We start from the raw sequence: 20,158 nt of genomic DNA, 5'->3' as shown, positions 1-20,158 counted from the left end.
GGCTGATTTTTTTTGCCAAGGCCCGGTACAATCCGGGCCTTGTTGTTTTTACGTTCTCAGACAGGATCACTATGCCGGCTTCATTCGTTCACCTACGCCTGCACACTGAATACTCCCTGGTCGACGGTCTGGTGCGGATCAAACCGCTGGTCAAGACCCTGGTCGGCATGAACATGCCTGCCGTGGCGGTCACTGACCAGAACAACATGTGTTCCCTGGTCAAGTTCTATAAAAACGCCATGGGTGCCGGGATCAAGCCGATCTGCGGCGCCGACCTGTGGCTGTCGAACAAGGACCCGGACAACGCCCTGAGCCGGATCAGTCTGCTGGTGATGAACGCCGAAGGCTATCGCAACCTCACCGAGCTGATTTCCCGTGGCTTCATCGATGGTCAGCGCAACGGCGCGGTCATCATCGAGCGCGAATGGGTCGCTGAAGCCAATGCAGGCTTGATCATGCTGTCGGCCGCCAAAGAAGGCGAGATCGGCCAGGCCATGCTCAGCGGCAACCCGGCCGAGGCCGAAACCCTGGCGCGGGAATGGATGGACGTATTTCCGGATCGTTTCTACCTGGAAATCCAGCGCACCAACCGCCCAAACGATGAGGAGCAACTGCACGGCGCCGTCGCCCTGGCCGAGAAGCTCGGTGCGCCGCTGGTGGCGACCAACGACGTGCGCTTCATCAAGCAGGAAGACTTCGCTGCCCACGAAACCCGCGTTTGCATCGGAGAGGGCCGCGCCCTCGACGATCCGCGGCGTTCGAAGAATTACAGCGACCAGCAGTACCTCAAAAGCGCCGAGGAAATGGCCGAACTGTTCAGCGACATTCCTGAAGCGCTGGAAAACACTGTCGAGATCGCCAAGCGCTGCAACATCGAAGTGAAGTTGGGCACGCACTTCCTGCCCAACTTCCCGATCCCCGATGGCATGACCATCGACGAATACTTTCGCAAAGTCTCGTTCGACGGTCTGGAGGAGCGGCTGGCCGTTCTGCTGCCCAAGGACAGCACCGAAGACTACGAGGCCAAGCGCCAGGTCTATGTCGATCGGCTGAATTTCGAGCTGGATATCATCATCCAGATGGGCTTCCCCGGTTACTTCCTGATCGTGATGGACTTTATCCAGTGGGCCAAGAGCAACGGCGTGCCGGTAGGCCCCGGTCGTGGGTCGGGTGCCGGGTCGCTGGTGGCCTACGTGCAGAAGATCACCGACCTTGATCCGCTGGAATACGACCTGCTGTTCGAACGTTTCCTCAACCCGGAACGGGTTTCCATGCCCGACTTCGACGTCGACTTCTGCATGGACGGTCGTGACCGGGTGATCGACTACGTGGCCGAGAAGTACGGCCGCAACGCCGTGAGCCAGATCATCACCTTCGGTTCCATGGCCGCCAAGGCTGTGGTCCGCGACGTGGCGCGGGTGCAGGGCAAGTCCTATGGCCTGGCCGATCGCCTGTCGAAGATGATTCCGTTCGAAGTCGGCATGACCCTGGAGAAAGCCTACGAGCAGGAAGAGATCCTGCGCGATTTCATCAAGGTCGATGAAGAGGCCGCGGAAATATGGGAGATGGCGCGCAAGCTCGAAGGCGTTGTGCGTAACGTCGGCAAGCACGCCGGTGGCGTGGTCATCGCGCCAACCAAGCTGACCGACTTTTCGCCGATCTATTGCGACGAGGCCGGTGACGGTCTGGTAACCCAGTTCGACAAGGATGACGTTGAAGCCGCCGGCCTGGTGAAGTTCGACTTCCTTGGTCTGCGGACCCTGACGATCATCGACTGGGCGCTGAAGACCATCAACCGCGACCGCGCCAAGGTCAACGAGCCACCGCTGGATATCGCGTTCATCCCGCTGGACGACAAGCCGACCTACACCCTGCTGCAAAAAGCCGAAACCACGGCGGTGTTCCAGCTTGAATCGCGCGGCATGAAAGAGCTGATCAAAAAGCTCAAGCCCGACTGCCTGGAAGACTTGATCGCACTGGTGGCATTGTTCCGTCCAGGTCCGCTGCAATCGGGCATGGTGGACGACTTCATCAACCGCAAGCACGGTCGCGCCGAACTGGCGTACCCGCACTCGGACTATCAGTACGAGGGCCTCAAGCCGGTACTGGCTCCGACTTACGGCATCATCCTGTACCAGGAACAGGTGATGCAGATTGCCCAGGTCATGGCCGGCTACACCCTCGGTGGTGCGGACATGCTGCGTCGCGCCATGGGTAAGAAAAAGCCTGAGGAAATGGCCAAGCAGCGCGGCGGTTTCATTGAAGGTTGCGCCACCAACAATATCGACGCGGACCTGGCCGGGAACATCTTCGACCTGGTAGAAAAATTCGCCGGCTACGGCTTCAACAAATCCCACTCCGCGGCCTATGGCCTGGTGTCGTACCAGACCGCGTGGCTTAAGGCGCACTACCCGGCGCCGTTCATGGCCGCGGTACTCTCGGCGGATATGCACAACACCGACAAGGTCGTGACCTTGATCGAAGAAGTGCGGACCATGAAGCTGCGTCTCGACGCGCCGGACGTGAATGCCTCCGAATTCAAGTTCACGGTGAACGACGAAGGCCGGATCATCTACGGCCTGGGTGCGATCAAGGGCGTGGGCGAGGGGCCGGTCGAAGCCATTACCGAAGCGCGTCTGGACGGGCCGTTCAAGGATTTGTTCGACTTCTGTGCCCGGGTTGACCTCAAGCGCATCAACAAGCGCACCCTCGACGGCTTGATCCGCAGCGGCGCGCTGGATCGCCTCGGACCGTATTTCCACGACGAGCAGAAAGCCTATCAAGCCAACATCGACCGTAACCGGGCGGTATTGCTGACCGCCATGGAAGAAGCGATCAAGGCCGCCGAACAGACCGCACGCACCCATGACAGCGGCCATGCAGACCTGTTTGGCGGGCTGTTCATTGAAGAGGACGCCGACGTCTATGCCAACCATCGCAAGGCCAAGGAACTGACCCTCAAGGAACGCCTGAAAGGTGAGAAAGACACCCTCGGCCTGTACCTGACCGGTCACCCGATCGACGAATACGAAGGTGAAATCCGTCGCTTCGCCCGCCAGCGCATCATCGACCTGAAACCGGCGCGCGATACCCAGACCGTTGCCGGGATGATCATCGCCTTGCGGGTGATGAAGAACAAAAAGGGCGACAAGATGGGCTTCATCACCCTCGACGACCGCTCCGGGCGAATCGAGGCTTCACTGTTTTCCGAGTCGTTCCATGCAGCGCAGTCGCTGTTGCAGACCGACGCGATGGTGGTGGTCGAAGGTGAAGTCAGCAACGACGACTTCTCCGGTGGCCTGAAATTGCGGGTCAAGCGGGTGATGAGCATGGAAGACGCGCGCACCAACCTGGCCGAAAGCCTGCGCCTGAAGCTGCACGCCAAGGACCTCAAGGGCGATCAGCTACGCTGGCTGGGTGAATTGCTGAAGCGTCATCGCGGTGCATGCCCGATCACCATGGACTACACCAGCCCCGATGCGAAGGCCATGTTGCAGTTCGGCGAAGGCTGGCGGATCGATCCGGCGGATACGTTGATTCAAGCCCTGCGTGACCAGTTCGGGCGAGACAACGTCTTCCTCCAATACCGTTGACCGGCAAGTGATATCAGAACGCCTGCCCGCAACCTGAATTTTTAATCTCGACCTCAACGCGCCTGTCCCTTAAGGTAGGGCGCGAATAGACAACCGGCCGGCCCAAGAACCCTTGGGACTCGACCCAAGACGGACGCCTATGAACCCGAATTTTCTAGATTTCGAACAGCCGATCGCCGACCTGCAAGCCAAGATCGAAGAGTTGCGCTTGGTCGGTAATGACAATTCGCTGAATATCGGCGATGAGATCTCCCGCCTGCAGGACAAGAGCAAAACGCTGACCGAAGACATTTTCGGCAAGCTGACCAGCTGGCAGATCGCACGCCTGGCACGTCACCCGAAACGTCCCTACACCCTGGACTACATCGAGCACATCTTCACCGAGTTCGACGAGTTGCACGGTGACCGTCACTTCTCCGACGACGCGGCCATCGTGGGCGGCATTGCCCGTCTGGACGACCAGCCGGTGATGATCATCGGTCACCAGAAGGGCCGTGAAGTGCGCGAGAAGGTTCGCCGCAACTTCGGCATGCCGCGTCCGGAAGGCTACCGCAAGGCGTGCCGCCTGATGGAAATGGCCGAACGCTTCAAAATGCCGATCCTGACCTTCATCGATACCCCGGGCGCCTACCCTGGCATCGACGCTGAAGAGCGCAACCAGAGCGAAGCGATTGCCTGGAACCTGCGTGTCATGGCTCGCCTGAAAACCCCAATCATCGCCACCGTGATCGGTGAGGGGGGGTCCGGTGGTGCTTTGGCAATCGGTGTCTGTGACCAGTTGAACATGCTGCAATACTCGACCTACGCGGTGATCTCGCCTGAAGGTTGCGCGTCGATCCTGTGGAAAACCGCCGAGAAAGCACCGGATGCAGCCGAAGCGATGGGCATCACTGCCGAACGCCTCAAGGGGCTGGGCATCGTGGACAAGGTGATTGGCGAGCCATTGGGCGGCGCGCACCGCGACCCGGCCGCTGCCGCCGCGTCGATCCGCGCCGAGCTGAGCTCGCAACTGGCGATGCTGAAGAAGTTCGACAACGAAGCGCTGTTGAAGCGCCGTTACGATCGACTGATGAGCTACGGCCTCTAAGTCGACCGCGTAACACCGATGTAGGGGTGAGCCTGCTCGCGATGAGGGCGTAACATTCAACAGATGTGTTGGTTGTTACACCGCTATCGCGAGCAGGCTCACTCCTACATTTGTTTGGGGCAAAGAGATAGATATGGGGCAGTCCATGATTGATTTGCCGACCCGGTTTTTGCTGAACCTGAAACCGTGGCGCAATGCCGCGACCTGGCACATCGCGTTCTCCGGTGGCCTCGATTCCACCGTCCTGCTGCACCTTCTGGCAACACTCTCCAAAACCGAATCCCTGCCAGCGCTTAGCGCCATCCATGTCCATCATGGCCTTCAAGCTGTGGCCGATGCGTGGCCGGAACATTGTCGTTCTGAATGCGCTGCGCTGAGCGTGCCGCTGCAAGTGCTTCGCGTGCAGGTACAACCGGGTGCCAGCCTTGAACGTGCTGCCCGGGATGCGCGTTATCAGGCCTTCAGTGAAACCGTACAGGCCAACGAAGTGCTGCTGACAGCCCAGCACCGTGACGATCAGGCGGAAACCTTGTTGTTTCGATTGTTGCGAGGAGCGGGCGTGCGCGGGTTGTCCGCAATGCCGGGTGAGCGCCCGTTGGGCAAGGGGCATCTGCTGCGGCCATTGCTGGATGTCTCGCGGGCCGAACTGGTGGCTTATGCCTGTGCGCAAGGCCTGAACTGGATCGAAGATCCCTCGAACCAGGATCATCAGTACTCACGCAATTACCTGCGCCATCAAGTGTTCCCGACATTGACCGAACGCTGGCCGCAAGCCGTGGCGACCATGGTTCGCAGTGCAGCGCATTTGAGTGAGGCGCAGGGGCTTTTGGGCGATTTGGCGCAGATTGACCTGGCCAGTGTCGGTACTGCCAGTGAGTTCGACTGGCTAGGGCTGCCCTCGCTTGAGTTGGCATCATTTGCGCAACTCTCCAGCGCCCGGCAACGCAATGCCTTGAGTCACTGGCTCGAACCACTGACTCGTCTGCCAGACACGGACCATTGGTCGGGTTGGGAGAGTTTGCGCGACGCCACCGGCGACGCCTCTCCGATCTGGCGGCTGGCCGATGGCGAGTTGCACCGTTCGGGCGGGCGGATCTGGTGGCTGTCCGGCCATTGGCTGCGCCCTTTGCCTCCCGTCGGAACATGGCTGGACCCCGCTTTGCCGCTGGCACTGCCGGACAACGGCCTGCTGTCCTTCAGCGGAGCAATCCCCGATGGCCCGTTGCAGATCCGCTATCGTGAAGGGGGCGAGGTCATGGCTTTGCCTGGTAGGGGTCATCGGGACCTGAAACGTTTGCTCAATGAAAGCGGTGTACCGTCGTTCGTGCGCGGCAGATTGCCGCTGCTCTACAGAGACGGGCAATTGCTGGCTGTGGCCAACCTCAAGGGCCTCGACGGCGGGGCGATTGGCGACTGGCATTTACATTGGCAGCCACAGAACGAAGATCAAGGTTTGAGCTGAAAGGGGCTTTCCGGTAGACTACGCTCCCTTCTTGATACAACTTCTGTGGATTCGCCTGAATTGCAGGAGTTGCCGATTACCAAGCAGTCTTTGCTGGGCGATTCCAAAAAATGTGTAGCGAGCAACGTACTGGCGTTTCATCTGCCGGTCTGTCCCAACGCGGCGGTTTTTTTGAAAGGTGCACTGTGATTAATGCAGGTGATCGGGGGCTTCGGCCTTCCTTCGCTTTCCCCGGCGGCTCGGACCGCTTTAACGCAGACTTCTAGGGTTTTTCATGACGCGCTACATATTCGTCACGGGCGGTGTTGTTTCTTCTTTGGGGAAAGGCATTGCATCGGCATCATTGGCGGCCATCCTGGAGGCGCGGGGACTTAAGGTCACCATGCTGAAGCTGGACCCGTACATCAACGTCGACCCGGGCACCATGAGCCCGTTCCAGCACGGTGAAGTGTTCGTCACCCACGACGGCGCCGAGACCGACCTGGACCTGGGCCACTACGAGCGGTTCATCCGCACGACCATGACCCAGAACAACAACTTCACCACCGGCCGTGTCTACGAACACGTCCTGCGCAAAGAGCGCCGTGGTGACTACCTGGGTGCAACCATCCAGGTGATTCCGCACATCACCGACGAAATCAAGCGCCGCATCATCAAGGGTGCAGGTGACGCTGACGTGGCGATGGTCGAGATCGGTGGCACGGTGGGTGACATCGAGTCGCAACCGTTCCTCGAAGCCATTCGCCAACTGCGTTTCGAAGTCGGCGCCAAGCGCGCGATGCTGATGCACCTGACGCTGGTGCCCTACATCGCCACCGCGGGCGAGACCAAAACCAAGCCAACCCAGCACTCGGTCAAGGAACTGCGCTCCATCGGCCTGCAACCTGACGTGCTGGTGTGCCGCTCCGACCATCCGATCGATGTGTCTTCGCGTCGCAAGATCGCGCAATTCACCAACGTTGAAGAACGTGCGGTGATCGCGCTGGAAGACGCCGACACCATCTACAAGATCCCGGGCATCCTGCACTCCCAGGGCCTGGACGATTTCGTCGTCGAGCGTTTTGGCCTGCAATGCGGCGGTGCCGACCTCTCCGAATGGGAAGCGGTGGTTGACGCCAAGCTCAACCCGGAGCACGAAGTCACCATCGCCATGGTCGGCAAGTACATGGAGTTGCTGGACGCCTACAAGTCGCTGATTGAAGCGATGAGTCACGCCGGCATCAGCAACCGCACCAAGGTCAACCTGCGCTATATCGATTCCGAAGACATCGAGAACCAGGGCACTGCGCTGCTCGAAGGCGTCGATGCGATCCTGGTACCGGGCGGCTTCGGTCTGCGTGGCGTGGAAGGCAAGATCACTGCGGTTCAATACGCTCGCGAAAACAAGGTTCCATACCTGGGTATCTGCCTGGGCATGCAAGTGGCGGTCATCGAGTTCGCTCGTAACGTCATGGGCTGGAAAGACGCCAACTCCACCGAGTTCGATCGTGCCAGCGGTCACCCGGTCGTGGGCCTGATCACCGAGTGGGAAGATGCCACCGGCGCTGTCGAAACCCGTACCGAAACCTCCGACCTGGGTGGCACCATGCGCCTGGGCGCGCAGGATTGCCTGTTGGAGCCGGGTTCCCTGGTCCACGGTTGCTACGGCAAGGACGTGATTGTCGAGCGTCACCGTCATCGCTACGAAGTGAACAACAACCTGCTGCCGCAAATCATCGAAGCCGGCCTGAAAATCTCCGGTCGTTCCGGTGATGGCGCGCTGGTCGAAGTGGTTGAAGCACCGGATCACCCATGGTTCGTCGCTTGCCAGTTCCACCCTGAGTTCACCTCGACGCCTCGCGACGGTCACCCGTTGTTCAGCGGTTTTGTTAAAGCAGCTTTGGCTCAACACCAGAAGAAGGCGTGACCCCGATGGCGCAGAAAATCATCCGTGTAGGCGATATCGAGATTGCCAACGACAAGCCAATGGTGCTGTTCGGCGGCATGAATGTGCTCGAAAGCCGTGACATGGCAATGCAGGTCTGCGAAGAGTACGTAAAGGTGACCGAAAAGCTCGGTATCCCTTACGTGTTCAAGGCCAGCTTCGACAAGGCCAACCGTTCTTCCGTGACCTCCTACCGTGGCCCGGGCCTGGAAGAAGGCATGCGGATTTTCCAGGACATCAAGCAAGCCTTCGGCGTGCCGATCATCACCGACGTCCACGAGCCTGAGCAGGCGGCGGTCGTGGCTGAAGTCTGCGACATCATCCAGTTGCCAGCCTTCCTGTCGCGCCAGACCGACCTCGTGGTCGCGATGGCCAAGACTGGCGCCGTGATCAACATCAAGAAAGCCCAATTCCTGGCGCCGCACGAGATGAAACACATCCTGAGCAAGTGCGTGGAAGCGGGTAACGACCAGTTGATCCTGTGCGAGCGTGGTTCGAGCTTCGGCTACAACAACCTGGTCGTCGACATGCTTGGCTTCGGCATCATGAAGCAGTTCGAATACCCGGTATTCTTCGACGTGACCCACGCGCTGCAAATGCCTGGCGGTCGTTCGGATTCCGCCGGCGGTCGTCGCGCCCAGGTCACTGACCTGGCGAAGGCCGGCATGAGCCAGTCGCTGGCCGGCCTGTTCCTGGAAGCCCACCCGGATCCGGACAACGCCAAATGCGACGGTCCTTGCGCCCTGCGCCTGGACAAACTGGAGCCATTCCTGGCCCAGCTCAAAGCCCTGGACGAACTGGTGAAGAGTTTTCCGACGGTAGAAACCGCGTAATCCTCAATTCTTCCTGTAGGCGCTGGCTTGCCAGCGAAGAGGCCCTGGAATCTTTCAGAGATTTCAAGGCCGCCTTCGCTGGCAAGCCAGCTCCTACAAAAAGCAATATGACGCACAGGTTATAATTCGAGCGGTACCAAGCGTTTTCGTCAACTTTGGAGTGTTCACAACAATGGCTAAAATCGTCGACATCAAAGGTCGTGAAGTTCTCGACTCCCGTGGCAACCCCACCGTGGAAGCGGACGTGCTTCTCGACAACGGCATCATCGGCAGTGCTTGCGCGCCGTCCGGTGCTTCCACTGGCTCGCGTGAAGCGCTCGAGCTGCGTGATGGCGACAAGAGCCGTTACCTGGGCAAGGGCGTTTTGAAGGCCGTCGCCAACATCAACGGTCCGATCCGTGACCTGTTGAAAGGCATGGACCCAAGCGAGCAGAAAGCCCTCGACCTGGCGATGATCAAGCTCGACGGTACCGAAAACAAAGGCTCCCTGGGCGCCAACGCGATCCTCGCCGTTTCCCTGGCTGCGGCCAAGGCAGCAGCACAGGACCAGGACCTGCCGCTGTACGCTCACATCGCCAACCTGAACGGCACCCCGGGTGTCTACTCGATGCCGGTTCCGATGATGAACATCATCAACGGTGGCGAGCACGCCGATAACAACGTCGACATCCAGGAATTCATGGTTCAGCCAGTAGGCGCCAAGTCTTTCTCGGAAGGTCTGCGCATGGGCACCGAGATTTTCCATCACCTCAAAGCCGTGCTGAAGGCCCGTGGCCTGAGCACTGCCGTCGGTGACGAAGGTGGTTTCGCGCCGAACCTGGCGTCCAACGAAGATGCACTGAAAGTGATCTCCGAAGCCGTGGCCAACGCTGGCTACAAGCTGGGCACCGACGTGACCCTGGCGCTGGACTGCGCGGCCAGCGAATTCTACGAAGACGGCAAGTACAACCTGTCCGGCGAAGGCCAGGTGTTCACCGCTGAAGGTTTCGCTGACTACCTCAAGGGCCTGACCGAGCGTTACCCGATCATCTCCATCGAAGATGGCCTGGACGAGTCCGACTGGGCTGGCTGGAAAATCCTCACCGACAAGATCGGCGAGAAGACCCAACTGGTAGGCGACGACCTGTTCGTAACCAACACCAAGATCCTGAAAGAAGGCATCGACAAGAAGATCGCCAACTCGATCCTGATCAAGTTCAACCAGATCGGCACCCTGACTGAAACCCTGGAAGCCATCCAGATGGCCAAGGCCGCTGGTTACACTGCCGTGATCTCGCACCGCTCCGGCGAAACCGAAGATTCGACCATTGCCGACCTGGCCGTGGGCACCTCGGCTGGCCAGATCAAGACCGGTTCCCTGTGCCGTTCCGACCGCGTTTCCAAGTACAACCAACTGCTGCGTATCGAAGAGCAGTTGAATGGCAAAGCCAAGTACAACGGTCGTGCCGAGTTCCGCGGCTGATTGTTAAATGGTAAAAAGACAGCGGATTGTGTCGGAAAAATCGCTACAGCGACGTTTTTGCCACTAATCTGATGCCTTATAAGCACAAGCCTGGATTTTCCAGGCTTCGTGCTATCAGAAGCTTCATGTTTGGCACGGCTGTCTTTTTTCACTGGATACCTGATATTCGATGCGCAGTCCCAATTGGTTATTCCTCATTCTGCTTTTGTTGCTGGCTGGCTTGCAGTACCGCCTGTGGGTGGGAAATGGCAGCCTGGCGCAAGTGGCCGAGTTGACTCAGCAGATCGCGGATCAGCAAGCGGAGAACCAGACGTTGCTGGAGCGCAACCGGGTGATGGACGCCGAAGTCAGTGAGTTGAAAAAGGGCATGGAGACCGTTGAAGAGCGGGCTCGCCATGAGTTGGGCATGGTCAAGGACGGTGAAACCCTTTACCAATTAGCACAATGAACCCGACGCTACCGGCCTTCTGGGCCGTGATTCCTGCCGCGGGCGTCGGTGCCCGTATGGCCGCGGACCGTCCCAAGCAATACTTGCAACTGGGTGGGCGCACTATTCTCGAACACAGCCTTGGCTGTTTCCTTGGTCATCCATGCCTCAAGGGTCTGGTGGTCAGTCTTGCGGTTGATGACCCCTATTGGCCGAACCTTTCGTGTGCTGGCGATCCGCGCATTCAACGTGTTGAAGGCGCAGACGAGCGCTCCGGGTCGGTGCTCAACGCGTTGCTGCATTTGCACGGACAGGGCGCCGATGATGAGGACTGGGTGCTGGTTCACGACGCCGCACGGCCGAACCTCAGCCGCGACGATCTAGACAAGCTGCTGGCCGAGCTGGCTGACGATCCTGTCGGCGGACTGCTGGCGGTTCCGGCGCGGGATACGCTCAAGCGAGTCGACAAGCACGGTCGTGTGGTCGAGACCGTGGATCGCAGTGTGATTTGGCAGGCCTACACGCCGCAGATGTTTCGCCTTGGGGCATTGCATCGCGCGTTGGCCGACAGCCTGGTGGCCGATGCCGTTATTACCGACGAAGCCTCGGCGATGGAGTGGGCCGGTTTGGCACCACGCGTGATTGAAGGGCGATCCGATAATCTCAAGGTGACGCGTCCTGAGGATCTGGAGTGGTTGAGGCAGCGTTGGGCCAATCGTCGCTGACAGGCGCGGCGTCTGTCAGATTGTCTTCGCGAGCAAGCTCGCTCCTACAGGATTTGCACCCGGCCTTGTAGGAGCAGGCTTGCCCGCGAAGGCGACAGCCCGGTCAACCCACATTTATTGCTCATACTGCTAATTCACTAGCCCCGATATTCCGGCCGTTCAGCCAATCCCTCCTTCAAGTAATCCACCAACTTGCGCACCTTCGGCGATAAATGTCGCTGCTGCGGATACAGCGCCCAAACCGCCGTATTGGGGGGCTGGTTGGCCTCCAGCAGCGAAATCAGTGCGCCGCTTTTCAAGTGTTCCAGCACGTAGTAATCCGGCAGTTGGCACAACCCCATGCCCTGTAATGCCGCATCCAACACGGCTTGCCCGCTGTTGCAACGCCAGTTTCCCTGCACCCGTTGGGAAAATTCCCGCCCGTTCTGTTCCAGCTGCCACTGGTCAGAGCTGCCAATGAGGCAGTTGTGGCGACTGAGTTCCGACAGACTGTGCGGTCGACCGTAGCGTTCAACGTAGGAAGGGGAGGCGCAGAGGAACATGCGTCGCGGCGCGAGGCGTATGGCGACCAGTCTTGAGTCCTGCAAGCGGCCAAGGCGAATGGCCAGGTCCAGGCCGTCGTGCACTAGGTCGAGTTGCCGGTTGGTGAGTTCGATATCAATGCGCAGCTGCGGGAACAACCCCATGAAGCGTGTAACCAACGGCACAATGAATCGCTCGCCATAGGCCACTGCGCAGGTCATGCGCAGCATGCCTTTGGGTTCGCTGGTCAGGTCGCCGACCGCTCGCAGCGCTTCTTCGCGACCGTCCTGCAGTCGCTGGCAATGTTGCAAAAAGGTCTGCCCGGCCTCGGTCAGCGTTACCCGGCGGGTGCTGCGATAGAGCAAGCGTGTCTGTAAACGCTCTTCCAGGCGTACGATCTGGCGACTGACATGCGATGAAGAAACGCCGAGGCGTTCGGCAGCTGCCGTGAACTGGCTGCATTCGGCGACGGCGACGAATTCGTCGATGCCTTCCCAGCGTTTTTCAGACATTGGGATTATCCCTGTGCGGCAATAATATTTTGCATTTGCCCGGATTATTCACCGTCTGGCGCTGTATTACACTCCCTGTCTCGTTTTATTCAATGGAGAGTCACCATGATCAAGTCGCGCGCCGCTGTTGCCTTCGAGGCCAAGAAACCTCTGGAGATCGTTGAAGTCGATGTCGCCATGCCCAGGGCCGGCGAAGTCCTGCTGCGCGTGGTGGCCTCTGGTGTCTGCCATACCGATGCCTACACCTTGTCCGGTGCTGACCCGGAAGGGATCTTCCCGTCGATTCTCGGTCACGAAGGCGGTGCCATCGTCGAAGCCATTGGCGAGGGTGTGACCTCGGTTGCCGTCGGCGACCATGTGATCCCGCTGTACACCCCGGAATGCCGGCAGTGCAAATTCTGCCTGTCGGGCAAGACCAATCTCTGCCAGGCGATTCGCGCGACCCAGGGCAAAGGCTTGATGCCGGATGGCACCTCGCGTTTTTCCTACAAGGGCGAAGCGATTTTCCACTACATGGGCACTTCCACGTTTTCCGAGTACACCGTGCTGCCGGAAATCTCCGTGGCGAAGATCGCCAAGGAAGCGCCACTGGAAAAAGTCTGCCTGCTCGGCTGCGGTGTCACCACCGGCATCGGCGCGGTGCTCAATACGGCCAAGGTGAAATCGGGTGACACCGTGGCCATTTTTGGCCTCGGCGGCATCGGCCTGTCGGCTGTCATTGGCGCTGTCAAAGCCAAGGCTGCACGGATCATTGCCATCGACATCAACCCGGCGAAATTCGAGATCGCCAAGCAGTTGGGTGCAACCGACTGCGTGAACCCGAAAGACTTCGATCGTCCGATCCAGGAAGTCATCGTCGACATGACCGATGGCGGCGTGGACTTTTCCTTCGAGTGCATCGGCAATGTGCAACTGATGCGTGCCGCGCTGGAATGCTGCCACAAGGGCTGGGGCGAGTCGGTCATCATCGGTGTGGCCGGTGCCGGCCAGGAAATCGCGACCCGTCCGTTCCAACTGGTTACCGGTCGCGTCTGGCGCGGTTCGGCGTTCGGTGGCGTGCGTGGCCGTACCGAGTTGCCGAGCTACGTGGAAATGGCCGAGACCGGTGAAATCCCGCTGGATACCTTCATCACCCACACCATGGGCCTGGAAGATATCAACAAGGCGTTTGACCTGATGCATGAAGGAAAAAGCATCCGCTCCGTCATCCATTTCTGAGGTCCGTCATGAGCCTGGAAAACATCTCCTGCCAGAAAAGCTTCGGCGGCTGGCACAAGCGCTATCGCCATCGCTCGGACATGCTCGGTTGCGACATGGTGTTTGCCGTCTACTTGCCGCCACAAGCGGAGCAGGGTGGCAAGCTGCCGGTGTTGTACTGGTTGTCCGGCCTGACCTGTACTGACGAAAACTTCATGCAAAAGGCCGGTGCCATGCGCATGGCGGCCGAACTGGGGTTGATCATCGTCGCGCCGGACACCAGCCCGCGGGGTCCGGATGTTCCGGGCGATCCGGATGGCGCCTGGGACTTCGGCCTCGGCGCCGGGTTTTATCTGAATGCCACGCAGGAACCGTGGTCGCGCCACTATCGGATGCATGACTATGTCGTGCAGGAATTGCCGACATTGGTCGAAGCGCATTTCCCTGCGTCCGACAAACGCGGCATCAGTGGCCACTCCATGGGCGGCCACGGCGCGCTGGTGTGCGCACTGCGCAATCCGGGGCGTTATCGCTCGGTGTCGGCGTTCTCGCCCATCAACAATCCGATGGATTGCCCGTGGGGGCAGAAAGCTTTCTCCCGCTATCTGGGAGAGGACCGTTCGAAATGGCGCGAGTGGGATGCCTGTGCATTGATTGCCGAGGCTGATGAAAAACTGCCGTTGCTGGTCGACCAAGGGGATCGCGATGATTTCCTTGCCAACCAGCTCAAGCCAGAAGCCTTGCAACAGGCGGCCAAACTTGCTGGGCACCCGCTGACCTTGCGTCTGCAACCGGGCTATGACCACAGCTATTTCTTCATTGCCAGTTTCATCGATGAGCACTTGCGGCATCACGCGCATGCTCTGGTTGGTTAATGCAGGTAGAATCACGCCCTGACAAAAATCGGGGCGTTTTTTTATGCGTATTGGCCACGGCTACGATGTGCACCGTTTCGCTGAAGGCGATTTCATCACTCTGGGCGGCGTGCGTATTGCGCACAGCTTCGGGTTGCTTGCGCACTCTGACGGTGACGTCCTTTTGCACGCCTTGAGCGATGCCTTGCTCGGCGCTGCGGCGTTGGGCGATATCGGCAAACATTTCCCGGACACCGATCCACAATTCAAGGGCGCCGACAGCCGTGCGCTGTTGCGCCATGTCGTCGCACTGATCCATGCCAAGGGCTGGAAAGTCGGCAACGTCGATAACACCATCGTCGCCCAAGCGCCGAAAATGGCCCCGCATATCGAATCGATGCGCGCGCTGATTGCCGCGGATCTTCAAGTTGAGTTGGATCAAGTGAACGTAAAAGCTACCACCACCGAAAAGCTCGGTTTTGTCGGGCGCGAAGAAGGCATCGCCGTGCACGCCGTTGCCTTGTTGCTGCGCGCATGAACGAACTGCAATTGCTTGGCCCGCGGGCTTATGGTGAGGCCCTCGGCACAGCTGTATTGAAAGCCATCGCCGAAGATTTCCAGGTCGACGAAGTCCTCGACATTCCTTTGAGCGGCGAAGGTGAACACCTGTGGATCTGGGTGGAAAAGCGCGGCTTGAATACTGAGGAAGCCGCGCGGCGAATTGCCAAGGCGGCGGGTGTGCCCTTGCGTACCGTCAGCTATGCCGGGCTCAAGGATCGCCAGGCGCTGACTCGCCAGTGGTTCAGCGTGCAGCTGCCAGGCAAGGCCGACCCTGATTTATCGGCGGCAGAAAACGATACCCTGAAGATTCTCAAGACCGCTCGCCACAAACGCAAACTGCAGCGTGGCGCGCACTCGGCCAATGGCTTCACGTTGCGCCTGACCCAGTTCAACGGCGACAAGGCCGCCATTGAGGCGCGTCTGCAACTGATCGCCCAGCACGGCATTCCCAATTATTTTGGCGCCCAGCGTTTCGGCCATGATGGCGGCAACGTCGTCGATGCGCGCGCCTGGGCTGCGCGCAAGGCGTTGCCGGAACAACGCAACGTGCGCTCGCGACTGCTTTCCACGGCGCGCAGTTTTCTGTTCAATCAGGTATTGGCCGCCCGCGTTGCCGATGGCACCTGGCAGCGTGCCCAGGTCGGCGATCTGCTGGCGTTCACTGACAGCCGCAGTTTTTTTCCGGCAGGCGAGGCTGAATGCAGCGATCCGCGCCTGGCGATTCTCGATCTGCACCCGACAGGTCCGCAGTGGGGTGAAGGTGACTCGCCGGCCACTGGCGCAGTCCATGAACTGGAGCAGGCCGTCGCCGCAGGCGAAGTGGATCTGCGTGACTGGTTGATTAGCGCCGGAATGAGCCACGAACGTCGCATCCTGCGACTGCCCATTGCAGGGTTGACGTGGCATTATCCCGAACCTGACATTCTGCAATTGGAATTCGTCCTGCCGGCCGGATGCTTCGCCACCGTATTGGTACGCGAACTCGTTGATCTGGTGCCGGTGGGGCAGACGGACAGCCCATGCGTATTCTGATTTCAAACGACGATGGGGTAACCGCACCCGGTCTCGCCGCGCTTTATGCTGCGCTGGCGGATTATGCCGAGTGCGTGGTTATCGCCCCGGACCAGGACAAAAGCGGCGCCAGCAGCTCGCTGACGCTCGACCGTCCGTTGCACCCGCAAACCTTGGCCAATGGCTTTATCAGCATCAATGGCACCCCCACAGATTGCGTGCACCTGGGCCTCAATGGCTTGCTGGAGCGCGAAGCGGACATGGTGGTTTCCGGTATCAACCTGGGGGCCAACCTGGGAGACGATGTCTTGTATTCCGGCACGGTGGCGGCGGCACTTGAGGGGCGCTTCCTGAAGCATCCTTCGTTTGCCTTTTCGCTGGTCTCACGCCAGGTCGAGAACCTTCCTGCCGCTGCGCATTTTGCGCGCAAACTGGTCGAAGCCCACGCTGACCTGGACCTGCCCCCACGCACGGTGCTGAACGTGAACATCCCCAATTTGCCGCTGGACCGGATCCGCGGTATCCAGTTAACACGCCTGGGCCATCGCGCCCGGGCCGCGGCACCGATGAAAGTCGTGGATCCGCGCGGTAAGGCCGGTTACTGGATCGCCGCGGCCGGGGACGCCGAGGACGGTGGCCCGGGTACCGATTTCCACGCGGTGATGCAGGGCTATGTTTCGATTACGCCGCTGCAACTGGATCGCACGTTCAATGATGCCTTCAGAAGTCTGGACGGCTGGCTGGAGGGGCTTCGCTGATGGGGCGCGAACAAGACGATATGCTGCGTCGCGGCATTGGCATGACCTCCCAGCGAACCCGGGAGCGTCTGATCCAGCGCCTGTACGAAGAAGGCATTTCCAACGCCAGGGTGCTGGAGGTCATTCGCCGCACCCCGCGTCACCTGTTCGTCGACGAAGCGCTGGCGCACCGTGCCTACGAAGACACGGCGCTGCCGATCGGCAACAACCAGACCATTTCCCAGCCTTATATGGTGGCGCGCATGAGCGAGTTGCTGCTGGAGGCCGGGCCCCTCGACAAGGTGCTGGAGATCGGCACCGGGTCGGGCTACCAGACCGCAGTGTTGTCGCAGCTGGTCGAGCGGGTGTTCTCGGTCGAGCGCATCAAGGTCCTCCAGGATCGGGCAAAGGAACGCCTGGTCGAATTGAACCTGCGCAATGTGGTGTTCCGCTGGGGTGATGGCTGGGAAGGCTGGCCGGCACTGGCGCCGTACAACGGGATAATCGTCACCGCGGTGGCGACCGATGTACCCCAGGCGTTGCTAGACCAGTTGGCGCCGGGCGGGCGCATGGTGATCCCGGTCGGATCCGGCGAAGTACAGCAATTGATGCTGATCATCCGCGAGGAACACGGTTTTTCCAGGCATGTCCTGGGGGCTGTACGCTTCGTGCCATTGCTCAATGGGCCGTTGGCCTGAGCATTTGTTTCGGCGCGCTGAATTCTCTTCGATTGCCTTTGTCTTACAGCGGCGTCGATCGGTTCAACGGGTTTCAACGTCTGGCAGCAAACGTGTGCGCGAAAGCCATTGGCCACATTAAAGGTAAAGCGTGCACGGCCCGTTATACTTGCGACAGTTCATGCCGGACTCCGGTATTTCACATTTTCAGCCACCACAAAGGGAGCGGCGGGTGAGTCTCACAGTCATTGCGCAGCGTATGGGTACAACGAGCTTTCAGCGCCTGGTGACTGGCCTTGTCTTGAGCACCTTGCTGGTCGGTTGTTCCAGCAACAAATCCAGTGATGTCCGTGTCGTCGATCGTAATAATGCCGCGCCGCAGCGTCCGGTCGTGACCACCGGACAATACGTCGTGCGCCCCAAGGACACCCTGTTCTCCATCGCCTTCCGTTACGGCTGGGACTACAAGGCCCTCGCGGCACGCAACAACATTGCGGCGCCCTACACCATCCACCCGGGTCAGACGATTCGCTTCGATGGTCGTACCGATTCAACGTCCACGGCGGTGGTCAGTTCCTCCAGTTCATCACCGTCGTCGTCGAGTAAAACCACGGTCATCCGGCGTTCGGCGAACGGTACGACCACCACTTCCACGACGGTTGTACCGTCCGTCGCCAGCAAGCCGGCACCCGCTCCATTGCCGCCTCCAGGCCCAGCCCCGACCGGCTGGGGATGGCCATCTAATGGCATTCTGATTGGAAAATTCTCTTCAAACGGTAGTTTGAATAAAGGAATTGATATCGCCGGGGATTTGGGACAGCCTGTTTTAGCTGCGTCTGATGGGACGGTGGTATACGCCGGGAGTGGCTTAAGGGGCTACGGCGAATTAGTGATCATCAAACACAGCGAAACCTACGTCAGTGCCTACGGACACAACCGCAGGCTGTTGGTTCGGGAGGGGCAGCAGGTCAAGGTCGGACAGACAATTGCCGAAATGGGGTCAACGGGTACAGACCGGGTGAAACTGCATTTTGAGATTCGCCGCCAGGGTAAACCCGTAGATCCGCTGCAATTCCTGCCACGTCGTTGATTGCTTACCAGCCTGTTCCGTCGCGTAGAGGGGACAGGCTCCAGCGTTGCCAAGGATAAAGGCGTCGCTTGAGCTTGAGGTCGAACTCACCAAAGGACTATAACAATGGCTCTCAGTAAAGAAGTGCCGGAGTTTGACATCGACGATGAGGTTCTCCTGATGGAGAGCAGCATCGATACGGATTCGATGTCGAATGATGAAGGGGCGGCTCCACCTTCCGTTCGTGCCAAATCCAAACACTCCGCAGCGTTGAAGCAACACAAGTACATTGACTACACGCGGGCGCTCGATGCCACGCAGTTGTACCTCAACGAAATTGGTTTCTCCCCCCTGCTTTCACCCGAAGAAGAAGTTCATTTTGCGCGCCTGTCGCAAAGTGGCGATCCGGCGGGGCGCAAGCGCATGATTGAAAGCAACCTGCGGCTGGTGGTGAAAATCGCCCGGCGCTACGTCAATCGCGGGCTGTCGCTGCTGGACCTGATCGAAGAGGGCAACCTCGGTTTGATCCGGGCGGTGGAGAAGTTCGATCCGGAACGCGGTTTCCGCTTTTCGACCTACGCGACCTGGTGGATTCGCCAAACCATCGAACGCGCAATCATGAATCAGACCCGTACCATCCGGTTGCCGATTCATGTGGTCAAGGAGCTGAACGTGTACCTGCGGGCCGCGCGGGAGCTGACACAAAAACTCGACCATGAACCCTCACCCGAAGAAATCGCCAACCTGCTGGAAAAACCGGTGGGAGAAGTCAAGCGCATGCTCGGCCTCAACGAGCGGGTCTCTTCGGTCGACGTCTCGCTGGGTCCGGATTCGGATAAAACCCTGCTGGACACCCTGACTGACGATCGCCCCACCGATCCATGCGAACTGTTGCAGGACGACGACCTGTCGCAGAGCATCGATCAATGGCTTTCGGAGCTGACCGACAAGCAACGCGAGGTGGTTGTACGCCGCTTCGGCCTACGCGGTCATGAAAGCAGCACACTTGAAGACGTCGGCCTGGAAATTGGCCTGACCCGGGAACGGGTCAGGCAGATTCAGGTGGAAGGCTTGAAGCGGCTGCGCGAGATCCTGGAAAAAAATGGTCTGTCGAGTGAGTCGCTGTTCCAATAAGGCACTTGCTGCGATGGCATAAAAGACCCCGACTGGCTCGGGGTTTTTTTATGCCCGAGATTTGAAGGTAACTGCTCGGGATTTCGGTTTCGTGTTGTAAGCCTGGGCTTACTCTTGCGTAGGTGTTCGTTATTTTTACACCTTGGCAGTCACCGATATTGCATGCGTTATGTTTCTAACAGGATGATTTTAAATATTATTTTTTTGATCGTGGCGGAGTATGACAGCCAGGCGTAGCGCCGATGGGCGATTGATCGCCACGGGGAAACCTCTAGTATCCAGGTTGTGTCGACGGACAGACACGTCCTTCAAGGATGAGGGAAAGGGAACTCGCAGGACGCGATTCATCAGGATGATGAAAAGGAATACAG

At 59.3% G+C, this 20,158-nt stretch carries 17 protein-coding genes; 16 read left to right on the top strand and 1 reads right to left on the bottom strand.

Going from position 1 to position 20,158, the window contains the following annotated elements; genetic code table 11:
• The first annotated feature begins 71 nt into the window (after nucleotides 1-71).
• The 8 genes from dnaE (at nucleotide 72) to ispD (ending at nucleotide 11,513) form a co-directional block, all read left to right on the top strand.
• Complete coding sequence (dnaE, locus tag J1D76_RS16300; protein WP_421139265.1) at nucleotides 72-3,593, top strand: DNA polymerase III subunit alpha; 3,522 nt, start codon at nucleotides 72-74, stop codon at nucleotides 3,591-3,593.
• Nucleotides 3,594-3,732: 139 nt separating this feature from the next.
• Nucleotides 3,733-4,680: an acetyl-CoA carboxylase carboxyltransferase subunit alpha gene (locus tag J1D76_RS16295; protein ID WP_421139264.1), complete on the top strand. Its 948-nt coding sequence runs from the start codon at nucleotides 3,733-3,735 to the stop codon at nucleotides 4,678-4,680.
• A 133-nt stretch (nucleotides 4,681-4,813) separates the two neighbouring features.
• Nucleotides 4,814-6,142, top strand: coding sequence for a tRNA lysidine(34) synthetase TilS (gene tilS / locus J1D76_RS16290; protein ID WP_421139263.1), 1,329 nt, complete (start codon nucleotides 4,814-4,816; stop codon nucleotides 6,140-6,142).
• 274 nt (nucleotides 6,143-6,416) lie between these two features.
• The gene (locus J1D76_RS16285; protein ID WP_416128083.1) at nucleotides 6,417-8,048 is read left to right on the top strand and encodes a CTP synthase; all 1,632 of its coding nucleotides are present in this window, start codon (nucleotides 6,417-6,419) and stop codon (nucleotides 8,046-8,048) included.
• A gap of 5 nt (nucleotides 8,049-8,053) precedes the next feature.
• Nucleotides 8,054-8,899 (top strand): 3-deoxy-8-phosphooctulonate synthase, encoded by an 846-nt coding sequence (gene kdsA / locus J1D76_RS16280; RefSeq protein ID WP_421139262.1) that lies wholly within the window; start codon nucleotides 8,054-8,056, stop codon nucleotides 8,897-8,899.
• 172 nt (nucleotides 8,900-9,071) lie between these two features.
• Entirely contained in the window at nucleotides 9,072-10,361 is a 1,290-nt protein-coding gene (gene eno, locus J1D76_RS16275) for a phosphopyruvate hydratase (protein ID WP_421139261.1), read from the top strand.
• A 169-nt stretch (nucleotides 10,362-10,530) separates the two neighbouring features.
• Entirely contained in the window at nucleotides 10,531-10,809 is a 279-nt protein-coding gene (gene ftsB, locus J1D76_RS16270; protein WP_116582999.1) for a cell division protein FtsB, read from the top strand.
• On the top strand, nucleotides 10,806-11,513 hold the full coding sequence (gene ispD, locus J1D76_RS16265; RefSeq protein WP_421139260.1) for a 2-C-methyl-D-erythritol 4-phosphate cytidylyltransferase: 708 nt from the start codon (nucleotides 10,806-10,808) through the stop codon (nucleotides 11,511-11,513). Before ftsB ends, ispD begins: the two co-directional genes overlap by 4 nt.
• Nucleotides 11,514-11,650: 137 nt before the next feature.
• Here ispD and J1D76_RS16260 read toward each other — a convergent pair whose 3' ends face one another.
• Nucleotides 11,651-12,547: a LysR substrate-binding domain-containing protein gene (locus J1D76_RS16260; RefSeq protein WP_421139259.1), complete on the bottom strand. Its 897-nt coding sequence runs from the start codon at nucleotides 12,545-12,547 to the stop codon at nucleotides 11,651-11,653.
• A 105-nt stretch (nucleotides 12,548-12,652) separates the two neighbouring features.
• Here J1D76_RS16260 and J1D76_RS16255 point away from each other — a divergent pair, with 105 nt between their 5' ends.
• The 8 genes from J1D76_RS16255 (at nucleotide 12,653) to rpoS (ending at nucleotide 19,787) form a co-directional block, all read left to right on the top strand.
• On the top strand, nucleotides 12,653-13,765 hold the full coding sequence (locus J1D76_RS16255) for an S-(hydroxymethyl)glutathione dehydrogenase/class III alcohol dehydrogenase (RefSeq protein WP_421139258.1): 1,113 nt from the start codon (nucleotides 12,653-12,655) through the stop codon (nucleotides 13,763-13,765).
• A gap of 8 nt (nucleotides 13,766-13,773) precedes the next feature.
• On the top strand, nucleotides 13,774-14,619 hold the full coding sequence (fghA, locus tag J1D76_RS16250) for an S-formylglutathione hydrolase (RefSeq protein WP_421139257.1): 846 nt from the start codon (nucleotides 13,774-13,776) through the stop codon (nucleotides 14,617-14,619).
• Nucleotides 14,620-14,662: 43 nt separating this feature from the next.
• A complete protein-coding gene (gene ispF, locus J1D76_RS16245; protein ID WP_421139256.1) occupies nucleotides 14,663-15,136 on the top strand; it encodes a 2-C-methyl-D-erythritol 2,4-cyclodiphosphate synthase in 474 nt (157 codons plus the stop codon).
• Nucleotides 15,133-16,191: a tRNA pseudouridine(13) synthase TruD gene (gene truD / locus J1D76_RS16240; protein ID WP_421139255.1), complete on the top strand. Its 1,059-nt coding sequence runs from the start codon at nucleotides 15,133-15,135 to the stop codon at nucleotides 16,189-16,191. Before ispF ends, truD begins: the two co-directional genes overlap by 4 nt.
• A complete protein-coding gene (gene surE / locus J1D76_RS16235) occupies nucleotides 16,179-16,928 on the top strand; it encodes a 5'/3'-nucleotidase SurE (RefSeq protein WP_421139254.1) in 750 nt (249 codons plus the stop codon). The genes truD and surE overlap by 13 nt, the downstream gene beginning before the upstream one ends.
• A 41-nt stretch (nucleotides 16,929-16,969) precedes the next feature.
• Nucleotides 16,970-17,605, top strand: a complete 636-nt coding sequence (locus J1D76_RS16230; RefSeq protein WP_177323274.1) for a protein-L-isoaspartate(D-aspartate) O-methyltransferase — start codon at nucleotides 16,970-16,972, stop codon at nucleotides 17,603-17,605.
• Nucleotides 17,606-17,816: 211 nt separating this feature from the next.
• Nucleotides 17,817-18,674 carry a peptidoglycan DD-metalloendopeptidase family protein gene (locus tag J1D76_RS16225; protein WP_421139253.1) on the top strand — a complete coding sequence of 286 codons (858 nt, stop codon included), beginning with the start codon at nucleotides 17,817-17,819 and terminating at the stop codon, nucleotides 18,672-18,674.
• A gap of 105 nt (nucleotides 18,675-18,779) precedes the next feature.
• Nucleotides 18,780-19,787, top strand: coding sequence for an RNA polymerase sigma factor RpoS (rpoS, locus tag J1D76_RS16220; protein ID WP_421139252.1), 1,008 nt, complete (start codon nucleotides 18,780-18,782; stop codon nucleotides 19,785-19,787).
• Nucleotides 19,788-20,158 lie beyond the last annotated feature (371 nt).

Origin of the sequence: Pseudomonas sp. NFX15, assembly GCF_049132105.1 — a bacterium.
Classification (GTDB): Bacteria; Pseudomonadota; Gammaproteobacteria; order Pseudomonadales; family Pseudomonadaceae; genus Aquipseudomonas.
This window is presented reverse-complemented; position numbering and strand designations above follow the sequence as displayed.